The sequence below is a fragment of the Tenacibaculum sp. 1_MG-2023 genome (genome assembly GCF_030547425.1).
Taxonomy (GTDB): domain Bacteria; phylum Bacteroidota; class Bacteroidia; order Flavobacteriales; family Flavobacteriaceae; genus Polaribacter.
The window spans coordinates 41,183-65,224 of record NZ_JAUORH010000001.1; the positions used below are offsets into that span (position 1 = coordinate 41,183).

24 protein-coding genes are annotated in these 24,042 nt (G+C 29.7%); 7 read left to right on the forward strand and 17 right to left on the reverse strand.

All coding sequences use genetic code 11. From position 1 onward, the window contains the following. Window positions 1–68 precede the first annotated feature (68 nt). Window positions 69–560, forward strand: coding sequence for a hypothetical protein (locus tag Q4517_RS00205; RefSeq protein WP_303504887.1), 492 nt, complete (start codon window positions 69–71; stop codon window positions 558–560). Window positions 561–589: 29 nt separating this feature from the next. Here Q4517_RS00205 and Q4517_RS00210 read toward each other — a convergent pair whose 3' ends face one another. From Q4517_RS00210 to Q4517_RS00220, 3 genes are all read right to left on the reverse strand, one after another. Next, window positions 590–1,858 (reverse strand): MFS transporter, encoded by a 1,269-nt coding sequence (locus tag Q4517_RS00210; RefSeq protein ID WP_115899625.1) that lies wholly within the window; start codon window positions 1,856–1,858, stop codon window positions 590–592. A gap of 3 nt (window positions 1,859–1,861) precedes the next feature. Further along, complete coding sequence (locus Q4517_RS00215; RefSeq protein ID WP_099214943.1) at window positions 1,862–2,521, reverse strand: hypothetical protein; 660 nt, start codon at window positions 2,519–2,521, stop codon at window positions 1,862–1,864. Window positions 2,522–2,753: 232 nt separating this feature from the next. Further along, on the reverse strand, window positions 2,754–3,749 hold the full coding sequence (locus tag Q4517_RS00220; protein ID WP_303504894.1) for an NAD(P)H-dependent glycerol-3-phosphate dehydrogenase: 996 nt from the start codon (window positions 3,747–3,749) through the stop codon (window positions 2,754–2,756). 94 nt (window positions 3,750–3,843) lie between these two features. Between Q4517_RS00220 and dut the strand changes: the two genes are divergently transcribed. Further along, entirely contained in the window at window positions 3,844–4,275 is a 432-nt protein-coding gene (dut, locus tag Q4517_RS00225; RefSeq protein WP_303504896.1) for a dUTP diphosphatase, read from the forward strand. On the opposite strand, the gene Q4517_RS00230 is transcribed toward dut, so the two are convergent. From Q4517_RS00230 to recA, 4 genes are all read right to left on the reverse strand, one after another. Further along, the gene (locus Q4517_RS00230; RefSeq protein ID WP_303504898.1) at window positions 4,272–4,811 is read right to left on the reverse strand and encodes a GNAT family N-acetyltransferase; all 540 of its coding nucleotides are present in this window, start codon (window positions 4,809–4,811) and stop codon (window positions 4,272–4,274) included. The genes dut and Q4517_RS00230 overlap by 4 nt on opposite strands. A gap of 102 nt (window positions 4,812–4,913) precedes the next feature. Next, a complete protein-coding gene (locus Q4517_RS00235) occupies window positions 4,914–6,608 on the reverse strand; it encodes an amidohydrolase (RefSeq protein WP_303504900.1) in 1,695 nt (564 codons plus the stop codon). Between the two features lie 6 nt (window positions 6,609–6,614). Beyond that, on the reverse strand, window positions 6,615–7,490 hold the full coding sequence (locus tag Q4517_RS00240; RefSeq protein ID WP_303504902.1) for a GyrI-like domain-containing protein: 876 nt from the start codon (window positions 7,488–7,490) through the stop codon (window positions 6,615–6,617). Window positions 7,491–7,619: 129 nt separating this feature from the next. Continuing rightward, a complete protein-coding gene (recA, locus tag Q4517_RS00245) occupies window positions 7,620–8,627 on the reverse strand; it encodes a recombinase RecA (RefSeq protein ID WP_303504904.1) in 1,008 nt (335 codons plus the stop codon). A gap of 115 nt (window positions 8,628–8,742) precedes the next feature. Here recA and Q4517_RS00250 point away from each other — a divergent pair, with 115 nt between their 5' ends. After that, entirely contained in the window at window positions 8,743–9,318 is a 576-nt protein-coding gene (locus Q4517_RS00250) for a pseudouridine synthase (protein ID WP_303504906.1), read from the forward strand. Here the strand turns inward: Q4517_RS00250 and Q4517_RS00255 are convergent. The 4 genes from Q4517_RS00255 to Q4517_RS00270 all read right to left on the reverse strand — a co-directional run bounded on the left by Q4517_RS00255 (window position 9,315) and on the right by Q4517_RS00270 (window position 12,015). Continuing rightward, window positions 9,315–9,755, reverse strand: a complete 441-nt coding sequence (locus Q4517_RS00255) for a GNAT family N-acetyltransferase (protein WP_303504908.1) — start codon at window positions 9,753–9,755, stop codon at window positions 9,315–9,317. The two genes, Q4517_RS00250 and Q4517_RS00255, sit on opposite strands and share 4 nt — an antisense overlap. Continuing rightward, window positions 9,755–10,189, reverse strand: coding sequence for a ribose 5-phosphate isomerase B (gene rpiB, locus Q4517_RS00260; RefSeq protein WP_303504910.1), 435 nt, complete (start codon window positions 10,187–10,189; stop codon window positions 9,755–9,757). Before rpiB ends, Q4517_RS00255 begins: the two co-directional genes overlap by 1 nt. Before the next feature lie 672 nt (window positions 10,190–10,861). Beyond that, window positions 10,862–11,029: a hypothetical protein gene (locus Q4517_RS00265; protein ID WP_170136987.1), complete on the reverse strand. Its 168-nt coding sequence runs from the start codon at window positions 11,027–11,029 to the stop codon at window positions 10,862–10,864. Between the two features lie 56 nt (window positions 11,030–11,085). Then, window positions 11,086–12,015 (reverse strand): diacylglycerol kinase family protein, encoded by a 930-nt coding sequence (locus Q4517_RS00270; protein WP_303504915.1) that lies wholly within the window; start codon window positions 12,013–12,015, stop codon window positions 11,086–11,088. Between the two features lie 116 nt (window positions 12,016–12,131). Between Q4517_RS00270 and rnr the strand changes: the two genes are divergently transcribed. The 3 genes from rnr to Q4517_RS00285 all read left to right on the forward strand — a co-directional run bounded on the left by rnr (window position 12,132) and on the right by Q4517_RS00285 (window position 15,326). Then, window positions 12,132–14,327: a ribonuclease R gene (gene rnr / locus Q4517_RS00275; protein ID WP_303504917.1), complete on the forward strand. Its 2,196-nt coding sequence runs from the start codon at window positions 12,132–12,134 to the stop codon at window positions 14,325–14,327. Window positions 14,328–14,417: 90 nt separating this feature from the next. Further along, a complete protein-coding gene (locus Q4517_RS00280; protein WP_303504919.1) occupies window positions 14,418–15,095 on the forward strand; it encodes a head GIN domain-containing protein in 678 nt (225 codons plus the stop codon). 33 nt (window positions 15,096–15,128) lie between these two features. Then, window positions 15,129–15,326 (forward strand): twin-arginine translocase TatA/TatE family subunit, encoded by a 198-nt coding sequence (locus tag Q4517_RS00285; protein WP_303504921.1) that lies wholly within the window; start codon window positions 15,129–15,131, stop codon window positions 15,324–15,326. 61 nt (window positions 15,327–15,387) lie between these two features. Here Q4517_RS00285 and Q4517_RS00290 read toward each other — a convergent pair whose 3' ends face one another. Continuing rightward, window positions 15,388–15,705: a heavy metal-binding domain-containing protein gene (locus Q4517_RS00290; protein WP_303504924.1), complete on the reverse strand. Its 318-nt coding sequence runs from the start codon at window positions 15,703–15,705 to the stop codon at window positions 15,388–15,390. Window position 15,706: 1 nt separating this feature from the next. After that, window positions 15,707–16,633 (reverse strand): SPFH domain-containing protein, encoded by a 927-nt coding sequence (locus Q4517_RS00295; protein WP_303504926.1) that lies wholly within the window; start codon window positions 16,631–16,633, stop codon window positions 15,707–15,709. A gap of 131 nt (window positions 16,634–16,764) precedes the next feature. On the opposite strand from Q4517_RS00295, the gene Q4517_RS00300 reads away from it, so the two are divergent. Further along, a complete protein-coding gene (locus Q4517_RS00300) occupies window positions 16,765–17,163 on the forward strand; it encodes a DoxX family membrane protein (RefSeq protein ID WP_303504928.1) in 399 nt (132 codons plus the stop codon). A gap of 143 nt (window positions 17,164–17,306) precedes the next feature. On the opposite strand, the gene Q4517_RS00305 is transcribed toward Q4517_RS00300, so the two are convergent. The 4 genes from Q4517_RS00305 to Q4517_RS00320 form a co-directional block, all read right to left on the reverse strand. After that, complete coding sequence (locus tag Q4517_RS00305) at window positions 17,307–18,200, reverse strand: class I SAM-dependent methyltransferase (protein ID WP_303504932.1); 894 nt, start codon at window positions 18,198–18,200, stop codon at window positions 17,307–17,309. Window positions 18,201–18,282: 82 nt separating this feature from the next. Next, window positions 18,283–20,160, reverse strand: coding sequence for a tRNA uridine-5-carboxymethylaminomethyl(34) synthesis enzyme MnmG (gene mnmG / locus Q4517_RS00310; RefSeq protein ID WP_303504934.1), 1,878 nt, complete (start codon window positions 20,158–20,160; stop codon window positions 18,283–18,285). 30 nt (window positions 20,161–20,190) lie between these two features. Further along, window positions 20,191–20,607, reverse strand: a complete 417-nt coding sequence (ybeY, locus tag Q4517_RS00315) for an rRNA maturation RNase YbeY (RefSeq protein WP_303504937.1) — start codon at window positions 20,605–20,607, stop codon at window positions 20,191–20,193. Between the two features lie 89 nt (window positions 20,608–20,696). Beyond that, a complete protein-coding gene (locus Q4517_RS00320; RefSeq protein ID WP_303504939.1) occupies window positions 20,697–23,990 on the reverse strand; it encodes a DUF4175 family protein in 3,294 nt (1,097 codons plus the stop codon). Window positions 23,991–24,042 lie beyond the last annotated feature (52 nt).

Genomic DNA, 24,042 nt, shown 5'->3' on the forward strand with positions numbered 1-24,042 from the left:
TATTATATCTTTGGCGACTGCAAAATTTAGCTACAAAAAAGGTTTGTACAATTAATTTTTTAAGTAATATGAAACAACTAGTACTCGTATTTTTTCTATTAACCACTCTTTTAGCAAAAAGTCAAACTAATATTATTTCTAATTCAGATTTTGATAATATTAAAATAAATAATGTTGCTTTAACTGATATAAAAAAGACCTTTGGAAAACAAGCAAAGGTAGAATCTTTATTGGGTGCGACTACTTCTTTTGAAGATAATGGTTTCTACTACTATTTTAAATTCAATGGTTTAAAACTTGATTTTTCTACTTCTGGAAGAAAGCCTTACATCGAATCTTTAGATGTTTTAAGTGATGAAGCCTCTTTTACAATTAAAGGAATTACAGTTGCTGTAGGGGATTCTATTAGTAAATTAGGTAATGTTACCTTAAGTACTGGTAGAAATGGCTCTAAAAGTATTTTATATGCCGAATGTGATAATTGTGATGTTTTTATTAACATAGATTTTGATCAAGCAACTAAAAAAATTACAAAAATTAATTATTTCGATATGTCATAATTGATTTACTTATTAAAATAGTTAACTTGTTATTCTTCCTTCTCATGCTCTTCTAAATCTTTAGTTAAATCTAACTTTCGTAACGTTGGGTTTAAAACTCCCGTAGTAATAACGGTAATTAAAGTCATGGTACCACCAAAAACAACTGCTGTAACGGTACCCATTAATTTTGCTGTTACACCACTTTCAAAAGCTCCTAATTCGTTAGAAGAACCTACAAACATAGAGTTTACTGAAGCCACTCTACCACGCATATGATCGGGTGTTTTTAATTGTAATATTGTTTGGCGAATCACCATCGAAACTCCATCAGTTACACCACTAAAAAATAGCGCTACAATTGAAATCCAGAAAACAGAAGACAATCCAAATACGATAATACAAATTCCAAAACCAAATATAGCTGCTAAAAGCTTCATTCCTGCATTTCTACTAATAGGTATGTAAGCAGTTATTAACATTGTTAAAAAAGCTCCTATGGCTGGTGCAGCACGTAAAGCACCAAAACCTTCCGGTCCTACTTTTAATATATCTTGAGCATATACTGGAAGCAATGCTACTGCCCCACCAAATAATACTGAAATCATATCTAACGTAAGCGCTCCTAAAATAGCTTTTGTTTTATACACAAAACGTACTCCTTCTTTTAAACTTTTCATTACTGGCTCACCAATTTTAGGGTTTAAAATTGGTTTCTTTTTAATGAAAAATACTGTTAGAAATGATATAGATACTAAACCAAATACAACACATAATGACCAATGTACTCCAATCCAAGAAATGGTAAATCCTGCAAAAGCAGGTCCTAGTACAGAAGCTATTTGCCATGTTGAACTACTCCAAGTTGCTGCGTTTGGGTATAATTTTTTAGGTACTATTAATGCAATTAATGAAAATATAGTTGGTCCGAAAAATGAACGTAGCAATCCACCAAAAAATACCAAGGCATAAATAGCGTATAATACTGTGTTCTTATTCCACCCTTCAATAAAACTAGGTAAGGTTAAAAAGAATAGTCCTAAGCTAATGAGTGAAAATAACCCAATGCACAACGCTAATAAATTCCTCTTTTCTTTTTGATCTACAATATGACCTGCAAACAGCGCCATAGATACTGCTGGAATTACCTCCATTAGACCTATAATTCCTAGTGATAATGGGTTTTTAGTGATACTATATACTTGCCATTCTATAATAATAAATTGCATAGACCATGCAAATACTAGGGCAAATCGTACTAAAAGAAAAATATTAAACTCTTTGATTCTTAGGGAAGCGTAGGGATCTTTTTTTTCCATTAATTAATTTAGTTTCAAATCCATTAAAATAGCAAATGTTTCATTCACATCTCTTTCTTTTACCACTATGGTCATTTCATGTGTCGTAGAAATTACTTCTTGTACCGCTATATTTGCCCAAGCAAATTGTTTTAAAATGAAATAATAAATACCTGATTGATCTAAATTACCTTTTGGAAGTTTTATAGTTATGGAAGCTAAATCGTTTACGTTATTAATTAATGCTTCTTTCTTAAAAATTTCTTCAACAAAAGGCTTTAAGTTTTTACTTGTAACAATATTGGTTTCAAAAATACCTTGAGAAACCGTTAAAAAGTAATCTTTACTATCAGCTGATTTACTTAAAATTTTAGCAATTTCTTTTAGTAATGATGTGGTATTTTTAAAAGTGAAATCGCACAAATCTGAACGTACAATTACATCTCCTAAATTCAATGCAAGTCGTTTAATATTTTTACGAACTCTCAATTCGTTTGCTGGAGATAACCTATTAATAGCCATCATAACTGCACCAACTTTTACTTCTTTTTTTAACAGTTTAGAAACTTCTGGTAAAATTTCTCTTGCTAACGATGATACATTAATTAACTTCTCATTTAAAGCCTCTTCTATAAAAGGAGTTTTTCTGATGGTAATTTCAACAGCTTCTTGAATTGTTTTCATGCTTGTTTAATTTTAAACTAAAAGTAACAAAAATACAATTAAAAGTGAATTTATACTATATTTTTAATTTGTAATATATTTAATTAAAAACTTTGTTAATCAGATTTTTAAACTAAATTTGTTACTATTGTATCTTGTATACAAGACCTATACACAACTCAATTTATTAGAAGCGATTGATGGGGCTTCTTAATTATATATTAAGAAGGATTATTTGTACAAATGCAAACAACTAATCTAATCTATTTGTTAACTTTAAAAACTCATCTTTCGCTTCTTTTTTGTCGTACAATACGTTATAAACAGCTTCGATTATTGGAGTTTTAGCTTTGTTTTTTTGATTGATTTTATAGGCACTTTTTGTTGCGTAATATCCTTCAGCAACCATACTCATTTCTAACATTGCAGATTTCACAGTGTACCCTTTACCTATCATGTTTCCAAACATTCTATTTCTACTAAATGTTGAATAGCCTGTAACTAATAAGTCACCTAAGTATGCTGAGTTATTAATATTACGCTTCATTTTGTGAATCTTTTTAATAAAGCGTTTCATTTCACGAATACCGTTACTCATTAATACCGCTTGAAAATTATCTCCATATCCTAAACCGTGAGCAATTCCAGCTGCTATGGCATAGATGTTTTTTAACATTGCTGCGTATTCGGTACCAATAATATCATCAGATATTTTAGTTTTAATATAGCGTCCTGCTATAGCTTTGCTAAGTTTTTTTGCTTTGTCTTCATCTTGACACGCCAATGTTAAATACGATAGGCGCTCCATTGCCACTTCTTCTGCATGACAGGGTCCTGATATCACTCCAATATTTTCGTATGGAATATTATATGATGTATGAAAATGTTCACCAACAATTAATCCTGATTCAGGAACTATTCCTTTGATAGCTGAAAAAATAATTTTTCCCTCTAAAGAAGCTGTTAGTTTTTCTAGCTCGGTGTTTAAAAAAGCAGATGGAATAGCAAAAATTAACACATCGTAATTTTCAATAATATAGTTTATATCTTCAGACAAATCTAATTGCTCTGGATGTAATTCTGCAGAACTTAAATAACTAGGATTATGCTTGTTACGTTTAATATGTTCAATAGCATATATGCTGCGCATATACCAACCAATAGTTTCTAAGTTTTCAGATAACATTTTAACAATAGCTGTTGCCCAACTTCCTCCTCCTAAAACGGCTATTCTAGTTTGATTGCTCATAAGTAGTATTTGTTTGTATTACAAAATTAAGAAATCTATAAACGACTCTCTAAACTTAAAGGTTATTATATTTGAAAATTGAAAATCAAGAATTATGAATGTACAAATCATAAACAAATCAAAACACCAAACTCCAACGTATGAAACCGAAGGTTCTGCAGGTATGGATTTGCGTGCAAATATAGATGCTGCTATTACTTTAAAACCTTTAAAGAGAGCTATTATAAAAACAGGTTTATTTATTGCTCTTCCTGTTGGATATGAAGCTCAAGTTCGACCACGTAGTGGACTTGCAGCTAAAAAAGGAATTACTGTATTAAACTCTCCTGGTACTGTTGATGCGGATTACCGTGGTGAAATTGGCGTTATTTTAGTCAACTTATCTAATGAAGAGTTTATTGTAAATGATGGTGAACGTATTGCGCAATTAGTTATTGCAAAACATGAACGTGTAAACTGGCAAGAAGTAGAAGTTTTAAACGAAACTGAACGTGGTGCCGGTGGTTTTGGAAGTACTGGAGTTTAAGTAATATTTTTATATACTTGACTCATTTTTCTAACTTCATCAAACAATAATTCAAAGTTTAAAAAACAATGTGAATGATGTTGGTACCCTAGTTTTTTATAGAATTCAAAAGCTTGCGGTTGCTCATCAATAGTATCTAACCATATTAATTCATATTGTTTTTTTCTAGCTTCCTCTTCTAACCAAGCTAATAATTGTTTACCAACACCTTTACCTTGAGTGCTTTTATGTAAATAAATTCGATGGAGTTTTAATGATTTTTTATTCTCAATCCCTGATAATTTTTCATCCCATAGAATTCTAAAAACCCCTATTATTTCTCCCTTGTAAAGAATAAAATAGTAGCTTGTTTTATCTTCCAGTAATTCTTTTTCTAAATTACTTTTAGAGAATTGAGTTTGCACATACCAACTACCTGCATCTTTCCAAAAATGACTGTATGCTGCTGGATATATTTCTTCCATTAAATTAAAAAGAGATGTTGAATCGGAACTCAACATTTCTTTTAATTGTATGCTTTTAGATACATTAATCATTGTCTTTTTAAATACAAAATTACTTATAAAAACAGTATAATTATTTACTAGTTTTAGATTTACACTAAATCTTCTTTTTATATAATTTTCAAAACAATTTGTTTATTTACTTTCATATATTTCTTTACCATTAAAAACCGTTAAAACTACTTTAGTTGTTTTAATTGTATTTGATGAAATTGTAAAAATATCTTGATTAAGAACAATAAAATCAGCTAGTTTTTCTGCCTTTATAGACCCTACTTTATCTTCTTGACGCATTACATATGCTCCGTTAACTGTATACGCTTTAATGGCCTCTTTTAACGATATATTTTGTGGTGCCCTTGTAACGGCATTCTGAATTCCTACAAACGGATTTAAAGTACTTACATTCCAATCACTACTCAATGTTATTCTAACTCCAGCTTCTTTTAATGATTTTATTGGAACTTGATTGTCAGATAATTCTGCACCTAGTAAATGATTGTTTTCATGCCAATATTGTGGTTGGGTGAAATCTCCAGCTACTTGAGCATCAGCTGTTATATTTAATTGTTTAAACCTAATTAAATCAGAATTATTTATCATTTCTACATGCGTTAATCGATGTCTTCCTTTTGAGGTTCCATTTTGTTCAATGGCATTTAAAGCTTCTGTTACCCCTCTATTTCCTATAGTATGAATGTGAAAATCAAATCCAACCAATTCTAGTTCTTCAATATACTTTGCAATCCTTTCTTGTGTAAAATAATTAAGTCCGTTATTTGTTTTTAATCCAAAAAAATCTTCTTTGTAGTTTGAATGTAACGCTGCTGTGGTATTATGTGTTATTCCGTCTGAATATAATTTTATCTGATTAATTTTTAACAGGCTATTTTCATCATTTGAAAACAATGATTTTAGCGATGCTAATTGTTCTTTATCATTTTCGGTTGGATATGCCCATAAACCTAAATTAAATCGAGCAGTTAATTTACCATCATTAGCTAAATTTTTCCAAGTTTCATGTTGTTTTCTTTTCCAGTAAGTTCTTGCATCAGAAACTGATGTTATACCGTATTTTGCTAATTCCGGTAGTACATAAGAAACCATTCCGTCATACTCACCATCTGTATCTTTTAATGATGCTACTGCTTGCTGAAAAACTACATCGCCAGCATTATCTATTAAAATTCCTAATAACTTCCCTCCTTCTTTCATAATAATTCCACCTTGAGGATTGCTTGTAGAATTCGTAATTCCTGCTAATTCTAAACCTTTAGAATTTATCCACATTGAGTGTGATGTTTGTTCCATAATAATTACAGGTCTGTCTGAAACAGCTTCATCTATAATTTCTAATGGATTTCTTTTTGCATTAAATAGTGTATTTATAGAATGCCCAAAACCAATTAACCACTCAACATTTGGATTGTCCTTTGAAGCTTTTTGGATGGTTGAAATATAATTTTCTGCATTAGTTTCTTCTTCATTTAACACAAAATCTGTGGTAGTAGATCCTACCTCCATAGGATGCATATGAACATCATGAAAACCTGGTAATACTAATTTTCCTTTTAAATCAATTTTCTTAGCATTTTTATTGGCTTTTAATTTTGCTTCTTTATTTGTTCCTACAAAGATTATTTTATTTCCTTCTAACAATAATGCTTGTGCTAAAGGATTATTTTCATCTACTGTATAGATTTTTGCGTTGTAATATAATTTTTGACTGCTTATTTCAGTGTTTTTATTTGTAATTGCTACATCACTTGAACAAGATTTCATTGTAAAAACTATACTGCATAAAATAGCTAATAACTTCATTTTCTTCATGTTTTGTTAGTGTTGTGAAATCGTCTTTTTTAAAGGTATATAAATTTCTGTTTCAAATTCACTTTCATTATTTGTATTTCCTTCATGTTTTATATATTTTTCAATAAATGGTTTTTCTGAAACTTCAAAATTTGTAGTAAATAACCACCTTGTAAAAATTTTGTCATACGTTTTAGAAATACTTTGATACGACCCAACATGTGTAAATACGGCATAACATTGTTCTGGAATAGTTTTTACCTTAAATTTTTTTTGAGGTATTTTTTCTGTAAAATTAACTTCAATACAAGCATCGTAATCATAGTTTATAGCTTCTGAAATACTAGGTTCGTCCCATATAATTCCAAAACATTCAGCTGTATTAATATTTATATTTTGTGCAGATGCTTCTTCTAAAAACTCATCCCAAATAGTAGTTAACTTTGTACTATTATAATCTCCTTTAAAAGTAGTATATAGTACTTTTTTTGTGGGTAAAACAGTAATTTTTTCTTCAAAAAAAGGCATAATTTCTATATTTATTTGATTCTTTTTTTGAAATAATTCTTCTTTTTTATTTCTATACTTTGCTGGCGAAATTCCGAAATGATTTTTAAATGATTTACTAAATGTTTGTACATCAGAATATCCTACTTCTTCAGCTATTAATTTAATTTCTGTAGAAGAGTACACTAACATTTTAGCACCGTTTTCTACCTTTATTCTTGTAACATAAGCTCCTATAGTTTCTTTATAGTATGCTTTAAATACCCTTTGAAGATTTCTGTATGAAAAGTTTGAAAACTCTTCAAGCTCTTTAATAGAAATTTTTTCATTGTATTTAGATCGTAAATAAGAAACAACTTGCTGTAACCGGTTTTTATAGAATTCTTTTGTTTCCACAATGCAAATTTATGCTAGGATTAGTGTTTTACTTTTGTCTTAAATTGACAACATTTAATTTACAAAAAAAAAGCTGTTGAAATATTTCAACAGCTTTTTAGTAATAGTTAGAACTTTTTAATTTAAATCTTAATCTTGGTTTTCAATAGCATCTTTTATTTTATTTTCTAACTCTTCCATTAGTTCCGGGTTGTCTTTAATAACACCTTTTACAGCATCTCTACCCTGACCTAATTTAGTATCTCCGTAGCTAAACCACGAACCACTTTTCTTTATAATTCCGTAATCTACACCAATATCTAATACTTCACCAACTTTTGATATTCCAGCTCCATACATAATATCAAACTCAGCCATTTGAAATGGTGGTGCTACTTTATTTTTTACAATCTTAACCTTGGTACTGTTACCAATTACCTTATCACCATCTTTAATTTGTGTTCTACGACGAATATCTAAACGAACCGATGCATAGAATTTTAAAGCGTTACCACCAGTAGTTGTTTCAGGGTTACCAAACATAACTCCAATCTTTTCACGTAACTGGTTAATGAAAAATACCGTACAGTTAGTTTTACTAATTGTTCCTGTTAATTTACGTAAGGCTTGTGACATTAAACGTGCATGAAGTCCCATTTTAGAATCCCCCATTTCACCTTCAATCTCAGATTTTGGTGTTAAAGCTGCAACCGAGTCAATTACCACAATATCAATAGCACCTGAACGAATTAAATTATCAGCAATTTCTAAAGCTTGTTCCCCGTGATCTGGTTGAGAAATGATTAAGTTATCAACATCAACTCCTAAACTTTCAGCATAAAAACGATCAAAAGCATGCTCTGCATCTATAAAAGCTGCAATTCCTCCTGCTTTTTGAGCTTCTGCAATGGCATGTATGGTTAATGTTGTTTTACCTGATGATTCTGGTCCGTAAATTTCTATAATTCTTCCACGAGGATATCCTCCTACTCCTAAGGCTAAATCTAATCCTAAAGAACCCGACGATATTGCATCTACATCTTCTACTTGGCTATCTCCTAACTTCATTACGGTTCCTTTACCGTACGTTTTATCTAACTTATCTAGTGTAAGTTGAAGCGCTTTTAATTTCGCTTCTTTTTCTTTATCTGCTGCCATAAATCGTGCTAATTATTTTAAGTAATAAGAACGGCTAAGTTATGAAAAACTAGCTTTAATATCCTATCTTTTTATGTTACATTTTGTAATATTGTGCTTCTTAAAAAAAGAAAAGATGCCAACCCATCGTCACTTCATGATTTACAAACCTTATGGTTTTTTATCGCAATTTATTACCAATCAAAAAAAAGGTGGTAAACATAAATTGTTAGGAGAACTATTTAATTTTCCTGAAGGAACTATGGCTGTAGGTAGATTAGATGCAAAATCAGAAGGATTATTATTATTAACTACCGATGGAAAAGTAAGTGATTTTATTACCACAAGAGGCAAGGTTGAAAAAGAGTATTATGTGCAAGTTGATGGAGCAATTACATCTGAAGCTGTTGAACAGTTAAAAAATGGTGTTGAAATTGGTTTTGACGGAAAAAAATATATGACTAAACCTTGCAAGGTTAAAATGATTGACATTCCTAATTTTCCTGAACGCTCTAAAAAAATTCGTGATGCTCGTCATGGTCCTACCCCTTGGATATCTGTTACCTTAACCGAAGGGAAATTCAGGCAAGTACGTAAAATGACCTCGGCTGTTGGTTTTCCTACACTTCGTTTGGTACGTGTTCGCGTGGGTGATATTGTATTAGGTAAAATGGATTCTGGGGAAGTTATTGAAGTTGAAAACTTAACTTAATTCCTTACCATTTTTATATGCGGAATTCCATCTTCCAAGTATCCTTCACCTACTTGTTTAAAACCGTGAGATTCATAGAATTTCTGTAAATACGTTTGCGCAGAAATGGTAATAGTTGTTTCATTATAGTTATCAACAATAGCTTTGATAGAAGCTTTAATTAAATTATGTCCATAACCATATTTACGTTCGGTTTCCTTTATTACTACCCTACCAATACTAGGTGTATCAAAATATTCACCACTGTTAAATAATCGTGTGTAGGCTATAATTTTACCTTCTTTTACACCTATAACATGTAAAGCTTTTTGATCTTTACCATCAACATCTTGATATACACAATCTTGTTCAACAACAAAAACTTCAGAACGTAATTGAAGTAATTCATACAGTTCTGAAGTTGTTAATTCTTGAAAATTTTTAACTTTAAATTCCATTAGCAATCACAAGCTATTTTATTTACTCTATTAGCATGACGACCACCTTCAAATTCGGTAGATAAGAATATTTTAACAAACCCTAAGGCTTGTTGTAACGATACAAAACGAGCAGGAATCGTTAAAATATTAGCATCGTTATGTTGACGTGTTAATTCAACTAATTCATTATTCCAACATAAAGCAGCTCTTACACCCTGATGTTTATTAGCTGTCATTTGCGCTCCGTTGCCACTTCCACACAAAATAATACCCATTTCAGCTTGACCAGTTTCAACAGCTTCAGCAGTAGGGTGAATGGTATCTGGATAATCCATACTATCGGTTTCATTTGTACCAAAGTTAATTACCTTATGTCCTAATTCTTCTAATAGGTTAACTATTTCAAATTTGTATTCGGTACCTGCGTGATCATTTCCTACAGCGATTGTCATAATTTGTTGATTTTAATTCAGTTGTGAGCTACAAAAATACAGTTATTCACGGTTATCAACAGTAATTAACAATGCTTTTTTTAGCATTCTTAATAACCTCTTTAAAATTAAGGGGTTAAACTGTATTACCAAATTGTTAAGAACTAGTAGTAGATTCTGAAAAGAAAATTTGATTTTCTAGATATTTTTTACAATACAAGAATAAGAATTAATTATGCAACTTTTTTTTTGAGATTTTAATGAACATTTATCAACATAAAATTACCCCTTTCTTTACATTTAAAATGAAATTAACTATTCATAATTTTTAGTGAATTGCTGTTTATAACTTTTGTTAATAACTCCATTTTATAGTTGATTTTTAAGATTTTATTCAACTAATAACTTGTTTATTTATTTTAATAAGTCACTTTACCAAAAATAAAATCTACTTTTTATGCTACATATTAACACACTATTATAACAATCATTTCTTTTTTTAAATTTTAAAAATCTTTTATAGATATTATATAATATGTTAACAACAGTTTTTTTGAACTTTAAATAATTTACTTGTAATATGAGAGATTAAATAAATTAGAATCCTTTCTGTGTTTTTAGTAGGCAAATTGCAAAAAATAAGGTATTAATGCTACGTTTGTTGATAAGTGGTAATAAATGTAAAGAAGTGCTTTAAACGGCTTTTTTATAAGCTTTGATAAGGTTAAGAGTGTCTTTAGCTTTAACTACTTCAGAAGGAGTTTTTTTATTCAAAGTCGTATTGATACTTACTACAGTTACGATAATTCCTGTAATAAATATAAAAATAAACAGCGCTATTATTTTTCGTAAGTTTTTCATTTATAACGACTTTCTTATTATAAAGACGTATGAGTTTAAGAAATGTTACAATTTTTTTAAGTTTTTTTTAACTTTTTAGGAACTACTATTCGAATAGCACTTTTAATAACACTAACTCTTACTTTTCCTTTACCTATTAACTCTCCATCTGCCTGAATATAAGGAAGGTTCTTTCTGTTTCTTGGAGTTATTAACAATGATTTTGAAGTATATGTTTCTACTTTTTTATGCTGAAGAATTTTTCCGTTGTATAATTTTTTTATAGAAAACAATAAATCCCAAAAAGATAGATTTTTAGCTATGGTTATATCAAATAATCCATTATTAGAGTTTTTATAATCAGTTAATTGCATACCTCCAGCAGAATACTTACAAATACCAAACAAAGTCATTAAACACTTAGTTTCAATAGATTTTTTGTCAATATCTACTTTAAAAGTAGTTTTTTTATAGAGTAATAAACCTGCTATTCCACTAACTAAATACGCTATAGGTCCAAATCTTTTCAATTTATTCAACTTATTAACAACATATCCGTCATAACCAATGCCTGCAACATTATTAAAGTAAGAAGTAATATCTGATAATTCCAAGTAACCGATGTCTTGAAAAATGGTTTTTTCCTGTTTAATTAAATTAATAGCTGCTTTTACATTTTTAGGAGTAGTATAGGTTTTAATCCAATCATTACCAGTACCTAAAGGTATTACAGCAACAGTTGTTTCTTTTGAATTAATAGTATTTTGTGTCATAATTCCATTAATAATATGATGTAAAGTACCATCACCACCTACTGAAATTATTTTTTTATAACCTTTGTTAATAGCTTGTTGAACAATTGTTTTTTCATGATTTGAATACTCAGTTTTAACATATTCATAAGTAATATCATTCGCTTCTAATCCCTGTTTAATTTCAGACCAATATTTATTAAAATTACCATTACCAGCTACAGGATTAACAATAACAAACCAAGAATTATTCATACAAATACTTTAAATAAAGAATTGAAAAGTACGAAATCAATTTATAACAGTTATTTAAATTATTAGCATTAATTTTATTTGTACTTTGGTTGAAAATTTAATAAGACGAAAGATTAATGACTAGAAAGAAAAAAATCTACAAAAAAAAGGGTAAAGTAATTAAAGATCTTACCCGAAACATTTTCAAAATACTTAACGAAGACAGTAATAAAAATTATAATTACAAGCAGATTGCTGCCAAATTGAAGGTTTCTGATACTGATGGTAAAAATCAGATTATTAAGAAACTAGCTGAATTAACAGCCAATCAAAAAATTAAAGAAATTGACAGAGGTAAATATCAAATAAACGAAGATCGTAAGTATCATATTGGTACATTAGATGCTACTTCTAACGGTAATGCTTATTTTATTTGTGATGATTTTGAACATGATATTTTTGTTCCTTCAGTAAATTTAGGAAAAGGCTTACATAACGATACTGTTAAAGCTTATGTTTATAAAAAGCGTAGAAGTAATAAATTAGAAGCAGATGTTGTTGAAATTATAGATAGAGCTAAAACAGAATTTGTTGGTGTTTTACAAATGAATAAAAACTTCGGATTTGTGATACCTGATAGCAATAAAATGTATGCCGATATTTTTATTTCACAAAGTAAACTTAATGGTGCAAAAGATGGTGATAAAGTGGTTGCTAAAATGACTGATTGGCCTGAGAATTCTAAAAATCCGTTTGGAAAAATCACACAAGTTTTAGGAAGACCAGGAGACCATGATACCGAAATTCATTCTATTTTACTAGAGTATGGTTTACCGTATGAGTTTCCAACAGAAGTAGAAAAAGAAGCATCAGAATTACCCATTGATATAACTAAAGAAGAAATTGCTAAACGTAGAGATATGCGTGGTGATTTAACTTTTACTATTGATCCAAAAGATGCAAAAGATTTTGATGACGCTTTATCATTTACCAAACTTGAAAATGGAAATTATGAAATAGGAATTCATATTGCAGATGTTTCTCATTACTTACAACCAAAGACAACTTTAGATGATGAAGCCTACGATCGTGCTACTTCAGTATATTTAGTTGACAGAGTGGTACCAATGCTACCAGAAATGTTAAGTAATGGAGTTTGTTCATTACGACCAAATGAAGAAAAATTGACTTTTTCTGCCGTATTTGAAATGAATGAGAAAGCACAAGTTATCAACCAATGGTTTGGAAGAACAGTTACTTATTCAGACAAGCGTTTTGCTTATGAGGAAGCACAAGCCATAATTGAAAACAAAAATAATATTATACCTGCTGATGTTTCTTTAACAGGTGAAGCCTATGAAGTTGACGAAAATATTGTTGAAGCTACATTAAAATTAGATGAATTAGCAAAAAAGATGCGTAAGAAACGTATGAAATCTGGAGCTATTTCTTTTGATAGAGTTGAAGTTAAATTCGAATTAGACGAAAATGCAAATCCTACTGGAGTTTTCTTTAAAGAAGCCAAAGAAGCCAATAAACTAATCGAAGAATTTATGCTATTAGCAAATAAAAAAGTTGCTGAGTTCATAGGTTTTTCTGGTGGAAAACCAAGTAAGAAAACATTTGTGTATCGAGTACACGATGAACCAGATGTTGAAAAATTAGCATCATTACAAAATATTATTAGTAAGTTCGGATATAAAATCAATACAGAAACCCGCCATAAAACATCAGATAGTTTAAATAAATTATTATCAGATGTACATGGCAAAGGGGAAGCTAATATGGTAGAAACTTTAGCAATACGTTCTATGAGTAAAGCTGAATATACTACACAAAATATTGGTCACTACGGATTAGCATTTGATTATTATAGCCACTTTACCTCACCTATTCGTCGTTATCCTGACGTAATGACACATCGTTTATTACAGCATTATTTAGACGGAGGAAATTCACCAAAAGCAGAAATTTATGAAGAAAAGTGTAAGCATTCTTCAAAAATGGAAGAATTAGCTTCTAAAGCCGAAAGAGATTCTATTAAATACATGCAAGTAAAATACATGCAAGATCATAAAGATCAAGAGTTTGAAGGTGTAATTTCTGGGGTTACCGAATGGGGAATTTATGTTGAAATTAAATCTAATAAATGTGAAGGTATGGTTAGAATCAAAGATATTAAGGATGATTATTATATCTTTGACGAAAAACAATATGCTGTGATTGGACAATCGACCAAGAATATGATTCAACTAGGTGATGAAGTAGTAGTAAAAGTAAAACACACCGATTTGGAACGTAAACATCTTGATTTCAATTTGATCTCACACTAATTTGTACAGTTTAAACAATAAAAATTAAGATTTACCTTTATAGTATTGGTATAATTATTGGTTATACTCAATTAACTAATGGAATTAATTATGAAGAAGTTAGCAATATTAAGTTTGTTTTTGATGACCGTTTTAGCATCAGCTCAAACAACTATAACTAAAAATTTAGGAGACTTTTCAATCGTAAAAGTGTATAATGGCATAGATTTAAAACTCGTAAAATCTGATGAATCTAAAATAATAGTTACTGGTGAAAAAACAGATAAAGTTAAAATTAAGTTGGATGGAACTACCTTAAAAGTATTATTAAGATTCCCAGAAACTACTGCCGATGGTAAAGTGAAAGCAACATTATATTACAATAAAACTTTATCAATCATTGATGCAAATGAAGGAGCAACAATTACAGGAAAAGATATTAATCAACAAAAAGTTGAAATTAGAGCTCAAGAAGGGGCTTTTATCAATCTTGTGGTTTATGTTAAGCATTTGAATGTAAAAAGTTCTTCAGGAGCTGTTATTAAGCTTTCTGGTACAACCAAGAATCAAAATGTGAATGCTGATTTAGGTGGAATGTATCATGGATATAAATTATTAGTAGAACAAATGACCACTGTAAAAGCTGGATCTGGTTCTAAGGTTGAAGTACAGTCTGGAGAAACACTAGATGCTAAAGTATCGTTTGGAGGTTCTATTTTTTACAAAGGTAAACCAGAAGTATTTAGAGACAAAAAAGTAATTGGTGGAGTAATTGAACACCGAAGTTAATTTCGTATCTTTGTAGCGCAAAATTTAATAAAAATGAATTTACTTACTATATTTTTAGGCATGATTGGACCATGGCAAATAGCTATTGTCGTTGCATTAGTATTATTATTATTCGGAGGTAGAAAAATACCTGAATTAATGAGAGGTTTAGGAACAGGTATCAAAGAATTTAAAGATGCTACTAAAAATGAAGATGAAGAGAATATTGATAAAGCAGAAGATAAAAAATAAGATTAGTACGTATCACAAATAAAAAAAACCGAAACATTTAATGTTTCGGTTTTTTATTTAGTTATATTTTTATGGCAGTACCTGAGGCTGTGACCATTAGCATACCACCATTTGAACCCACAGTTTCATAATCTAAGTCAATTCCTACGACTGCATCTGCTCCTAAACTACGAGCTCTTTCAGTCATTTCTTTTAAAGCTATTTCTTTAGCTTCTCTTAGAACTTTTTCATACGAACCAGACCTACCTCCTACTATATCTCTAATACCAGCAAAAAAGTCCTTAAAAATGTTTGCACCAATAATTGTTTCACCTGTAACAATACCTAAATATTCTTTAGCAGGTCTATTTTCTAACAAAGGTGTAGTTGATAATATCATATTATTCTTTGTCTTTTTTCTCTTGAGCTTTTTTCATAGCTTCCCCTATTTGGTTACTAGCTGTAAAGCTTGCTACCATATCATTTAACATATTACTACCCGCTTGTGGTGAATTAGGTAATAAAATTAAGTTACTGTTTGTTTCTTCACCAATAGATTGTAATGTATCGTAGTGCTGGGTAACAACAATTAAAGCAGAAGCTTCTTGACTATTAATACCAACCTTATTTAATACTTCTACAGATTCTTCTAATCCACGGGCAATTTCACGACGTTGATCAGCAATACCTTGTCCTTGTAAACGTTTACTTTCAGCTTCCGCTTTTGCTTTCTCAACAATTAAAATACGCTGTGCATCACCTTCATATTGAGCCGCAGTTTTTTCTCTATCTGCTGCATTAATACGGTTCATAGCTGCTTTTACTTGAGCATCAGGATCAATATCGGTAACTAAAGTTTTTATAATATCATAACCATAATCCATCATTGCATCATTCAATTCTGTTTTAACAGCGATTGCAATATCATCTTTCTTAACAAATACATCATCTAAACGCATTTTAGGTACCTCTGCACGTACTACATCAAATACATAAGAAGTAATTTGATCATGTGGATAATCTAGCTTATAAAAAGCATCATACACTTTATCTTTTATTACTTTGTATTGAACAGAAACTTTTAATTTAACAAATACATCGTCTAAGGTTTTTGTTTCCACTATTACATCTAATTGCTGAATTTTTAAGCTTAATTTCCCTGCTATTCTATCTACAATAGGAACTTTTAATTGTAAACCAGATTGACGGATGTTTTGAAAACGACCAAAACGTTCAATAATCGCAGCGGTTTGTTGCTTAACAATAAAAAATGAAGATAATAAAACGATAACCCCGATAGCAATAACCGGATACATGTAAATTGACATAGTTTTTAATATTTAAATGTTAGTAATTTTTTTGATAAAGATACTACTTAATAGTAGATATTTATAGGACGAATTTTTTCATAATTGTTACAATTATTTTTTTAAAATTACATTTGTAAAAAATCAATTACATGGAACTTATACAACAAAGCATAACAGAAATTTTAATCTTACTTTTTTTAATCGTTACTTTTTTACAATCGGGAATTGATAAAGTGAGTGACTGGAAAGGAAATTTGTCTTTTATTAGAGGCCACTTTAAAGATTCACCTTTAAAAAATTCAGTACCAATTTTATTAGCCGTTATTTTAGTGATGGAATTATTAGCAGGTGCATTAATGTTTGTTGGAATTTTCCACTTATCAACAACAGGAAATCATAACATCGCTTTAATTGGTGTAGAATTATCTGCAGTAACATTAATCTTTTTATTAATTGGTCAACGATTAGCAAAAGATTATGCAGGGGCGATGACCTTAGCAGTTTACTTTATAATTGCAGTTTTAGGCGTATATTTATTAAATAGATAAAAACTATTAAAAACATAATAAATAATTAATATTTATTATTTAAAAACCTCTTAAAAATCTAATTTTAAGAGGTTTTTAAATTTTAACAAGGTATTTGTATGTTTTAGTGTTTAAAACTACTTAAAATAGCTTTAAATTTAGTTTTACTTACTTTTTAAGATGTAAATTAAAGAAGAATATTCACCAGAACGTTTTGCTTTCATATTTGACTTTAAACCTGTTAAAAAAGCATGAATAGGTCTTGATTTTTTTGTTTTATATTTTTCTGATAATAAAGAAACATAATATGAATCAAACTTCATTGGAAGTATTTTTTCAACTTTTATTTCAACGAATGAAAATATTTTTGAAATAGTTGTTTTTGAAAAATGCCATAAATGTCTTGGAACATCATAAGCAGCCCAAAACTCTTTGTAGTGTTCTGAATCAAAGCTTTTATAATTAGGAACAGCAATAATTAAAAATCCATTTGGTTTTAAAAGTGATTTAAGTTGTTGTACATACTCTGTTAAATTAGGAATATGTTCTAATACATGCCAAAGTGTAATAACATCAAATTGCTTATTATCTATTTTAGAAATATCCTCTACAAGATTTATGTTTTTGTTTTTAGCAAAATCTCTAGCTTTTTCAGAAGGTTCTACTCCATTAATTCTCCATCCACCTTTTTCACATACTTTTAAAAAATCACCAGTACCTGCTCCAATATCTAAAATTGATTTTTCTTCTGTATTAAAAGAGTTAATCAATTTTAGTTTTTTCTTTAAAGTGTAATTTTTTACAAACTGATATGTTTTATCAAAAAGAGAAGTTTTACTATCTGTGTGTGAAATATAATCTTCACTAGCATAATATTTTTCTAAGTTGTTAGGTACAGGTGAAGTTACCAACATATCGTAATCTTCATTTCTCATTACCTCATAACTTTCTTTTGATACTGTATGATCAATACAGTTTAAAAAAGGTTTTAAGTTTCTGTAGAATTCTTTATCTGTAATCAAACTAATAAAATGTGTTGAGTGTTCCTTGTGGAACATTATTTTTTATCGAACAATTATACATAAAAAAACAAAACGTTCCACATGGAACATTTTGTTTTTTGTAACTCTAAATTAGAATTTACCTACCCATGTAAACAAGTAGTACTGATATATCACTTGGTGAAACACCACTTATTCTACTTGCTTGTGAAATGGAAGTAGGTTGAATTTTTGTTAACTTCTCTCTAGCTTCATATGATAAAGACTTTACTTTAGTATAATCAAACGTAGAAGGAATAGGTACGTTTTCTAATCTATTTAATTTATCGGCATTATTCTTTTCTTTTTCGATGTAGCCAGAGTATTTTAAATGAATCTCAACTTGCTCTATTATTTCTTCATCAATATCGTTTTCTTGAATATAATTTTCAAGCTTATCAATCGATCTAAAATCTGAAAAAGATAATTGTGGTCTAGCAGCAATCTTATATAATTTCATAGATTGATTAATGGTTGCTAAATTCTTATTCTCTAAAATAGGATTTACCTCTTCTTTTGTAATACTTAATTTAGTGATAAAATCTATTAAGTTTTGAGTTTTGTTTTGCTTCTCTTCTACTCTATCCATTCTTTCCTGTGAAGCTAATCCTAATTTATAAGATCTTTCAGTAAGACGTAAATCAGCATTATCTTGTCGTAATAAAGTTCTATACTCTGCACGAGAAGTAAACATTCGATAAGGTTCTTCTGTTCCTTTTGTAATTAAATCATCAATTAAAACACCTATATAAGCTTCACTCCTTTTTAAGATAAATGGTTTTTTATTTTGAGTTTTTAAGGCTGCATTTACACCTGCCATTAAACCTTGTGCAGCTGCTTCTTCATAACCCGTTGTACCGTTTATTTGTCCAGCGAAAAATAAGTTGTTAACTAATTTAGTTTCTAAATTGTGTTTTAATTGCGTAGGTGGAAAATAATCATATTCGATGGCATAACCGTATCTAAAAAACTTTACGTTTTCAAAACCAGCGATAGAACGAATAGCTTTGTCTTGAATATCTTCTGGAAGCGATGTTGAGAAACCATTTACATAAATTTCAACTGTATTCCAACCTTCTGGTTCTACAAAAATTTGATGACGTTCCTTCTCTGCAAAACGATTAATCTTATCTTCTACTGAAGGACAATAACGAGGTCCTGTAGATTTAATTCTACCATTAAACATTGGCGAGCGTTCAAACCCTTCACGAAGTATATCATGTACTTCAGGATTGGTGTAAGTAAGATAACAAGAACGTTGCTTAGTTAATGTTTTTGTAATAGGTAAATACGAGAATTTTTCTGGAGAATCATCACCAGGTTGTTCCGTCATTTTAGAATAATCTAAAGAGCGTCCATCAACACGAGGAGGAGTTCCAGTTTTCATTCTACCAGCTTCAAAGCCTTTCGTAACTAAATCTTCAGTAATACCTGTTGAAGCTCCTTCACCTGCTCTACCTCCACCAAAAGTTTTATCACCAATATGAATTAAACCATTTAAAAAAGTACCCGCTGTTACGATTACTGTTTTAGCTTTTATTTCTAAACCTAAAGCAGTTTTAACACCTCTAATAATATCTCCATCAAACAATAATCCATTAACAGAATCTTGATAAAAGTCTAAATTTTCTGTTTGCTCTAACATCGTTCTCCAACACTCTGCAAATTGCATCCTGTCTGATTGAGCTCTCGGACTCCACATAGCAGGCCCTTTTGATTTATTAAGCATTTTAAACTGAATAGCTGTCTTGTCAGTTACAATAGCACTATAACCACCCAAAGCATCAATTTCTCGTACTATTTGCCCTTTTGCAATTCCACCCATAGCAGGATTACAACTCATCTGAGCAATGTTTTGTAAGTTCATTGTAATTAACAAAGTGTGTGCTCCCATGTTTGCACTTGCTGCAGCTGCTTCGCTTCCAGCATGTCCACCTCCTATTACAATTACATCGTATGTCGTATTAACTAAACTCATTTTTTATAGTCAGTTCCACGTGGAACTCTTTTATATTTTATCTAAAATTTCTAAACATTCATTTTCCTTAGAGCGCATCATTTGCTTCTCTTTCTCAGTCTTGTCTTTGTATTTCATATAATGTAAAATACCATGAATTATCACTCGGTGTAATTCATCTTCAAAAGAAGTATCAAACTCGTTAGCATTATCATTTACTCTTTCTATAGAAATAAAAATATCGCCCCCTACTAACTTACCCAACGTATAATCAAAACTGATAATATCAGTTAAAGTATCGTGTTGTAAAAACTCAACATTGAGTTTATGTAAATAGGCATCGTCACAAAAAATATAGTTGATTTCTCCTAATTCAAAACCTTCTTTTTCGATACATTCTTGTATCCATTTAGAAGTGTTTTCTTCATTGTTTAATTGAAACTCGGTTTCGTAATTAAATGCAATCATTTCTTTATATCAAATACTATTGTTAATGTCTTAAAAAAAATCAATTAAAAAGCGATAGTATTTGTATAATCTAAAGGCTTTTTAATGTATTATTTTTTATCCTTTGGAAGGCTAAAATACTCTTGCACCTTCTTTTTGTAATTTTGGCGCAAAGGTAGTGATTGTCTGTTTAATATCTCTGTTTGGTTATAAAACAACTTTTTAAACTTCAATTCTTTAGAAGTATTGTTATTAAACTCTTGTAAATTGGTATTCGATTTACGTTGCTTATCTTTATTTTGTTCAAAAGATGCTTTGTCTAATTTTAGTAACTCATAGTTTAACTGTTGCATTCTATTTATACTTTCTTGTGTAAACCCTTTTTCTAAAATCTCATTTTCTAATTGCTCCATTTCCTTTAATGCTTTTTTAGCTTCACCATTCCCTCTTTTTCCTTTCCTAATAGCATTTTCTAATTGCTCTCTTAACTGTGATTGTTCTTTATAAATTTGATATAACTCGCGATCTAAATCATCACTTTGTTCTCCGTTTTGTCCTTCTTTTTCACCTTCTTTATTACCGTCTTTTCCATCCTTTGGGTTTCCTTGATTTTTCTTTTGCATACCTTGTTTCATCTTTTCCATCAATTCGTTTTGTTTTTGAATGATGTCTGGTAAGCTAAACGATTTCCCTTTGCCCTTTCCTTTTCCGTTACCAGGTTTAGGGTTTTGCATGGCATCTAAAGTATTACTCAACATATCTGCCAACGTATTAGCAGAAGTCATTACATACTGCTGATTGGAGATACCGTTCTGAAAATAATTATCTGCAAAGTTCTCTAAAGACTGATCTAAATTATAATGTGCCTGTGCTAGATGATCTTGAATTTTAGAAGATATACTGGGAACCCTCATAGAAAGCACAAATAGACTATCGTCAATATGTTCAAAATAGGTTTTAAGCTGATGTTGTTTTTGTAGGTTTTTACCAAAATTTGGATGCGATGAATTCGATGAAGAAAACTCATCCATTAGTGCTTCTTGGTCAAAAGAAAATGTAATTAAATTTTCTAAAATTTGACGTAATCCTTCCATGTTCTCCTCCTCCATTTCAGCACTCATCGATTGCATTGACTGTTGCATTTTTTGACTCATTTCCTGCATCTTTTTAGCAGCTTTTTTCTGATTTTTTTTAGTTTCAGAAGCATTATTTTTATCTAAGTTTTCTTCAGCTTTATTCAGTTCTTCTTGAGTTTGTTTTTCTAAATTTTCCATAGAAGGCATATCCATGGGTTGTTTTAACTCTTTATTGTCTTTTTCTAAGTCGTCCAATTCTTTCTTTGCTTTTGTAAACTCTTCATTAACCTCTTGCTGTTCTTCTTTACTAGCTTTTTTTTTACTTAACTCTTCTTGTTTTTTAGATAAATCATCAAGTTTATTAGCTAGTTGATTCATCTTTTGTTCAACATAAAAACGTTTAGTCATTTCTAAAATACGTTCCAAACTACGCTCCTGTTGTTTGTTTTGTTCAGCTAGTTCTTTAGTCTTTTTAATTAAATCTTCTTTCTTCAGTTTATCTGCTAGCTTATATAATTCATCTAGTAATTTTTGCTGCTTTTCTAACTTCTTAAGTTCTTCAATACGCTTTTTAAGGTTCTCTTTTTTCTCTTGAAGTGTTTCATTTTCCTCTTTCTTTTCAGAAAAATTTTCTTGTAATTTTTGTGTTTGACGTTGCATCATTTGCTTGTATTGCTCTTGACGCTTTATTAAATTCTGAATTTTTTTCTGATCATTCCAGTTGATATTCTTTTTGTTTTGTAAATCAAACTGAATCTTTTCTAAATCTTTCTTGCTTTTTTGTTGCTGATCTAACGAGTTAGTGATGTTTTGAATGTAGTTTTTTTGCTCTTGCAATAGTTCTTCTTCTATTTCCTCTTCAGTTTTTTGACGATAACTAAATTTTCTACTGATGGCCTTTTTACTACCATTTACAAGATCATTATCGTATACCTGAAAGTACATTTCATAGTCTATTCCTTTCTTTAAATCTAAGCTTCCAGGAAACTCTAAATAAAAGGTCTGAATAATCTCTTTGTTAATGTTAATTAATTTATTATCAGTTTTTTGAATATTATTTTTATCATAATAAACCAATTCTAACATCTTAAAACCGTAATCATCAGAAATTTGACCTATAAACTGAGCATCTCCACGAGAAATACTATCAATATTTGAATTTACATTGATAGTTGGATATTCATCTTTAGTTACATTAATAGAAAACTGTAGCTGTTCGTAATCTGTTAGATTTTTGTTAGATGTTGTAATTTGATAATTAGTATTGTTCAGTACACGTTTAGAAAACTCGAATTCGTTGTTTTCTTTTTGTTTAAAAATTGTTCTTTTTTCTTTTTCTATAAAGGTAACTGTATCGGTTTCAGAAGTTTTAATATCCCATTTTATAATTGTTCCTTGTGGAACATTTAAGTTTCCGGTGTTGTTAATTGTTTCAGAAGCTTTTCCTATGTATGATGGATAGGTTAGATTTAATGAAATATTTTGAATCGATGGAGTTTTAATAATCGTTATGTGATACTTATTAGATTCAATTCCGTTGGCACTTGCATAAAAAGTAATTGGGTTTTGAACTTCTGAAAATGTATACGAAAACAAACCATTTCCTTCATTCTCCATAAAGTATTGTTGATTATTAAAATGAATTTTGGTTTCCTGTGGTATTACCTCCCCTTCTGTTTGTAAATACACGGTTACATCTTTTCCTTTAATAACACGTAAATCTTTTGCAGTTAAATTAAAATAAAAAGGAGCTGGAGGATTATAAGCTACGGAATGATTTACCACACGATTAAAACTTTGCGAAAGCTTAGTAGAAGTTCCTGTAAGCAAAGAAATACCCCAAATAAGAAAAGGAATTAAAGCATACTTTATATATTTTTTATTTCCACTAAAATCGATAGCTTTATTAAAAGAAACAGGTTGTAACTCTTTCGACTTTTGTTCAATACTAGCAGCTAATAAATCAGACTGCTGATTGTTTTGCTGTAATTGTAAAACATTTAATAATTTATCTTTTACTTCAGGAAAATGATTTCCGATGATTTTAGAAGCCTCTTCAAAAGAAATTCCTTTCTGTAATCCCACAATTTTAAAAATAGGAAAACAAATAAAACGGAATAGTAAGAATACTTCCACCACAATAAATAACCAAAACAAAATAGTTCTAGCTGTAGGTTTTAACCATAAAAAGTATTCAATAAACAGTGTGAAAAGTAAATAGATTAATCCTAATGCAACAAATAAAATGCTTCCTTTTATCAATTCATTAGTGTAAAACTTCTTGCTAAACTGCTGTAGCTTTTGTTGTATTTTATTAAAATCTTTCATATCTAAGTATAAAAATACATGTTTTATGAAGAAATCTTAGTTAAAGATTTAT

Excerpts from the sequence above, each read along its gene's own strand:
- Q4517_RS00280 (WP_303504919.1), top strand. The coding sequence starts at position 14,418 with ATGAAGAAGTTAGCAATATTAAGTTTGTTTTTGATGACCGTTTTAGCA.
- rnr (WP_303504917.1), top strand. The coding sequence starts at position 12,132 with ATGACTAGAAAGAAAAAAATCTACAAAAAAAAGGGTAAAGTAATTAAA.
- Q4517_RS00220 (WP_303504894.1), bottom strand. The coding sequence starts at position 3,749 with ATGAGCAATCAAACTAGAATAGCCGTTTTAGGAGGAGGAAGTTGGGCA.
- Q4517_RS00210 (WP_115899625.1), bottom strand. The coding sequence starts at position 1,858 with ATGGAAAAAAAAGATCCCTACGCTTCCCTAAGAATCAAAGAGTTTAAT.
- Q4517_RS00300 (WP_303504928.1), top strand. The coding sequence starts at position 16,765 with ATGGAACTTATACAACAAAGCATAACAGAAATTTTAATCTTACTTTTT.
- dut (WP_303504896.1), top strand. The coding sequence starts at position 3,844 with ATGAATGTACAAATCATAAACAAATCAAAACACCAAACTCCAACGTAT.
- rpiB (WP_303504910.1), bottom strand. The coding sequence starts at position 10,189 with ATGACAATCGCTGTAGGAAATGATCACGCAGGTACCGAATACAAATTT.
- Q4517_RS00265 (WP_170136987.1), bottom strand. The coding sequence starts at position 11,029 with ATGAAAAACTTACGAAAAATAATAGCGCTGTTTATTTTTATATTTATT.
- Q4517_RS00230 (WP_303504898.1), bottom strand. The coding sequence starts at position 4,811 with ATGATTAATGTATCTAAAAGCATACAATTAAAAGAAATGTTGAGTTCC.
- Q4517_RS00270 (WP_303504915.1), bottom strand. The coding sequence starts at position 12,015 with ATGAATAATTCTTGGTTTGTTATTGTTAATCCTGTAGCTGGTAATGGT.
- Q4517_RS00320 (WP_303504939.1), bottom strand. The coding sequence starts at position 23,990 with ATGAAAGATTTTAATAAAATACAACAAAAGCTACAGCAGTTTAGCAAG.
- Q4517_RS00305 (WP_303504932.1), bottom strand. The coding sequence starts at position 18,200 with ATGTTCCACAAGGAACACTCAACACATTTTATTAGTTTGATTACAGAT.
- Q4517_RS00285 (WP_303504921.1), top strand. The coding sequence starts at position 15,129 with ATGAATTTACTTACTATATTTTTAGGCATGATTGGACCATGGCAAATA.
- Q4517_RS00295 (WP_303504926.1), bottom strand. The coding sequence starts at position 16,633 with ATGTCAATTTACATGTATCCGGTTATTGCTATCGGGGTTATCGTTTTA.
- Q4517_RS00290 (WP_303504924.1), bottom strand. The coding sequence starts at position 15,705 with ATGATATTATCAACTACACCTTTGTTAGAAAATAGACCTGCTAAAGAA.
- recA (WP_303504904.1), bottom strand. The coding sequence starts at position 8,627 with ATGGCAGCAGATAAAGAAAAAGAAGCGAAATTAAAAGCGCTTCAACTT.
- Q4517_RS00235 (WP_303504900.1), bottom strand. The coding sequence starts at position 6,608 with ATGAAGAAAATGAAGTTATTAGCTATTTTATGCAGTATAGTTTTTACA.
- Q4517_RS00205 (WP_303504887.1), top strand. The coding sequence starts at position 69 with ATGAAACAACTAGTACTCGTATTTTTTCTATTAACCACTCTTTTAGCA.
- Q4517_RS00250 (WP_303504906.1), top strand. The coding sequence starts at position 8,743 with ATGCCAACCCATCGTCACTTCATGATTTACAAACCTTATGGTTTTTTA.
- Q4517_RS00255 (WP_303504908.1), bottom strand. The coding sequence starts at position 9,755 with ATGGAATTTAAAGTTAAAAATTTTCAAGAATTAACAACTTCAGAACTG.
- Q4517_RS00215 (WP_099214943.1), bottom strand. The coding sequence starts at position 2,521 with ATGAAAACAATTCAAGAAGCTGTTGAAATTACCATCAGAAAAACTCCT.
- ybeY (WP_303504937.1), bottom strand. The coding sequence starts at position 20,607 with ATGATTGCATTTAATTACGAAACCGAGTTTCAATTAAACAATGAAGAA.
- mnmG (WP_303504934.1), bottom strand. The coding sequence starts at position 20,160 with ATGAGTTTAGTTAATACGACATACGATGTAATTGTAATAGGAGGTGGA.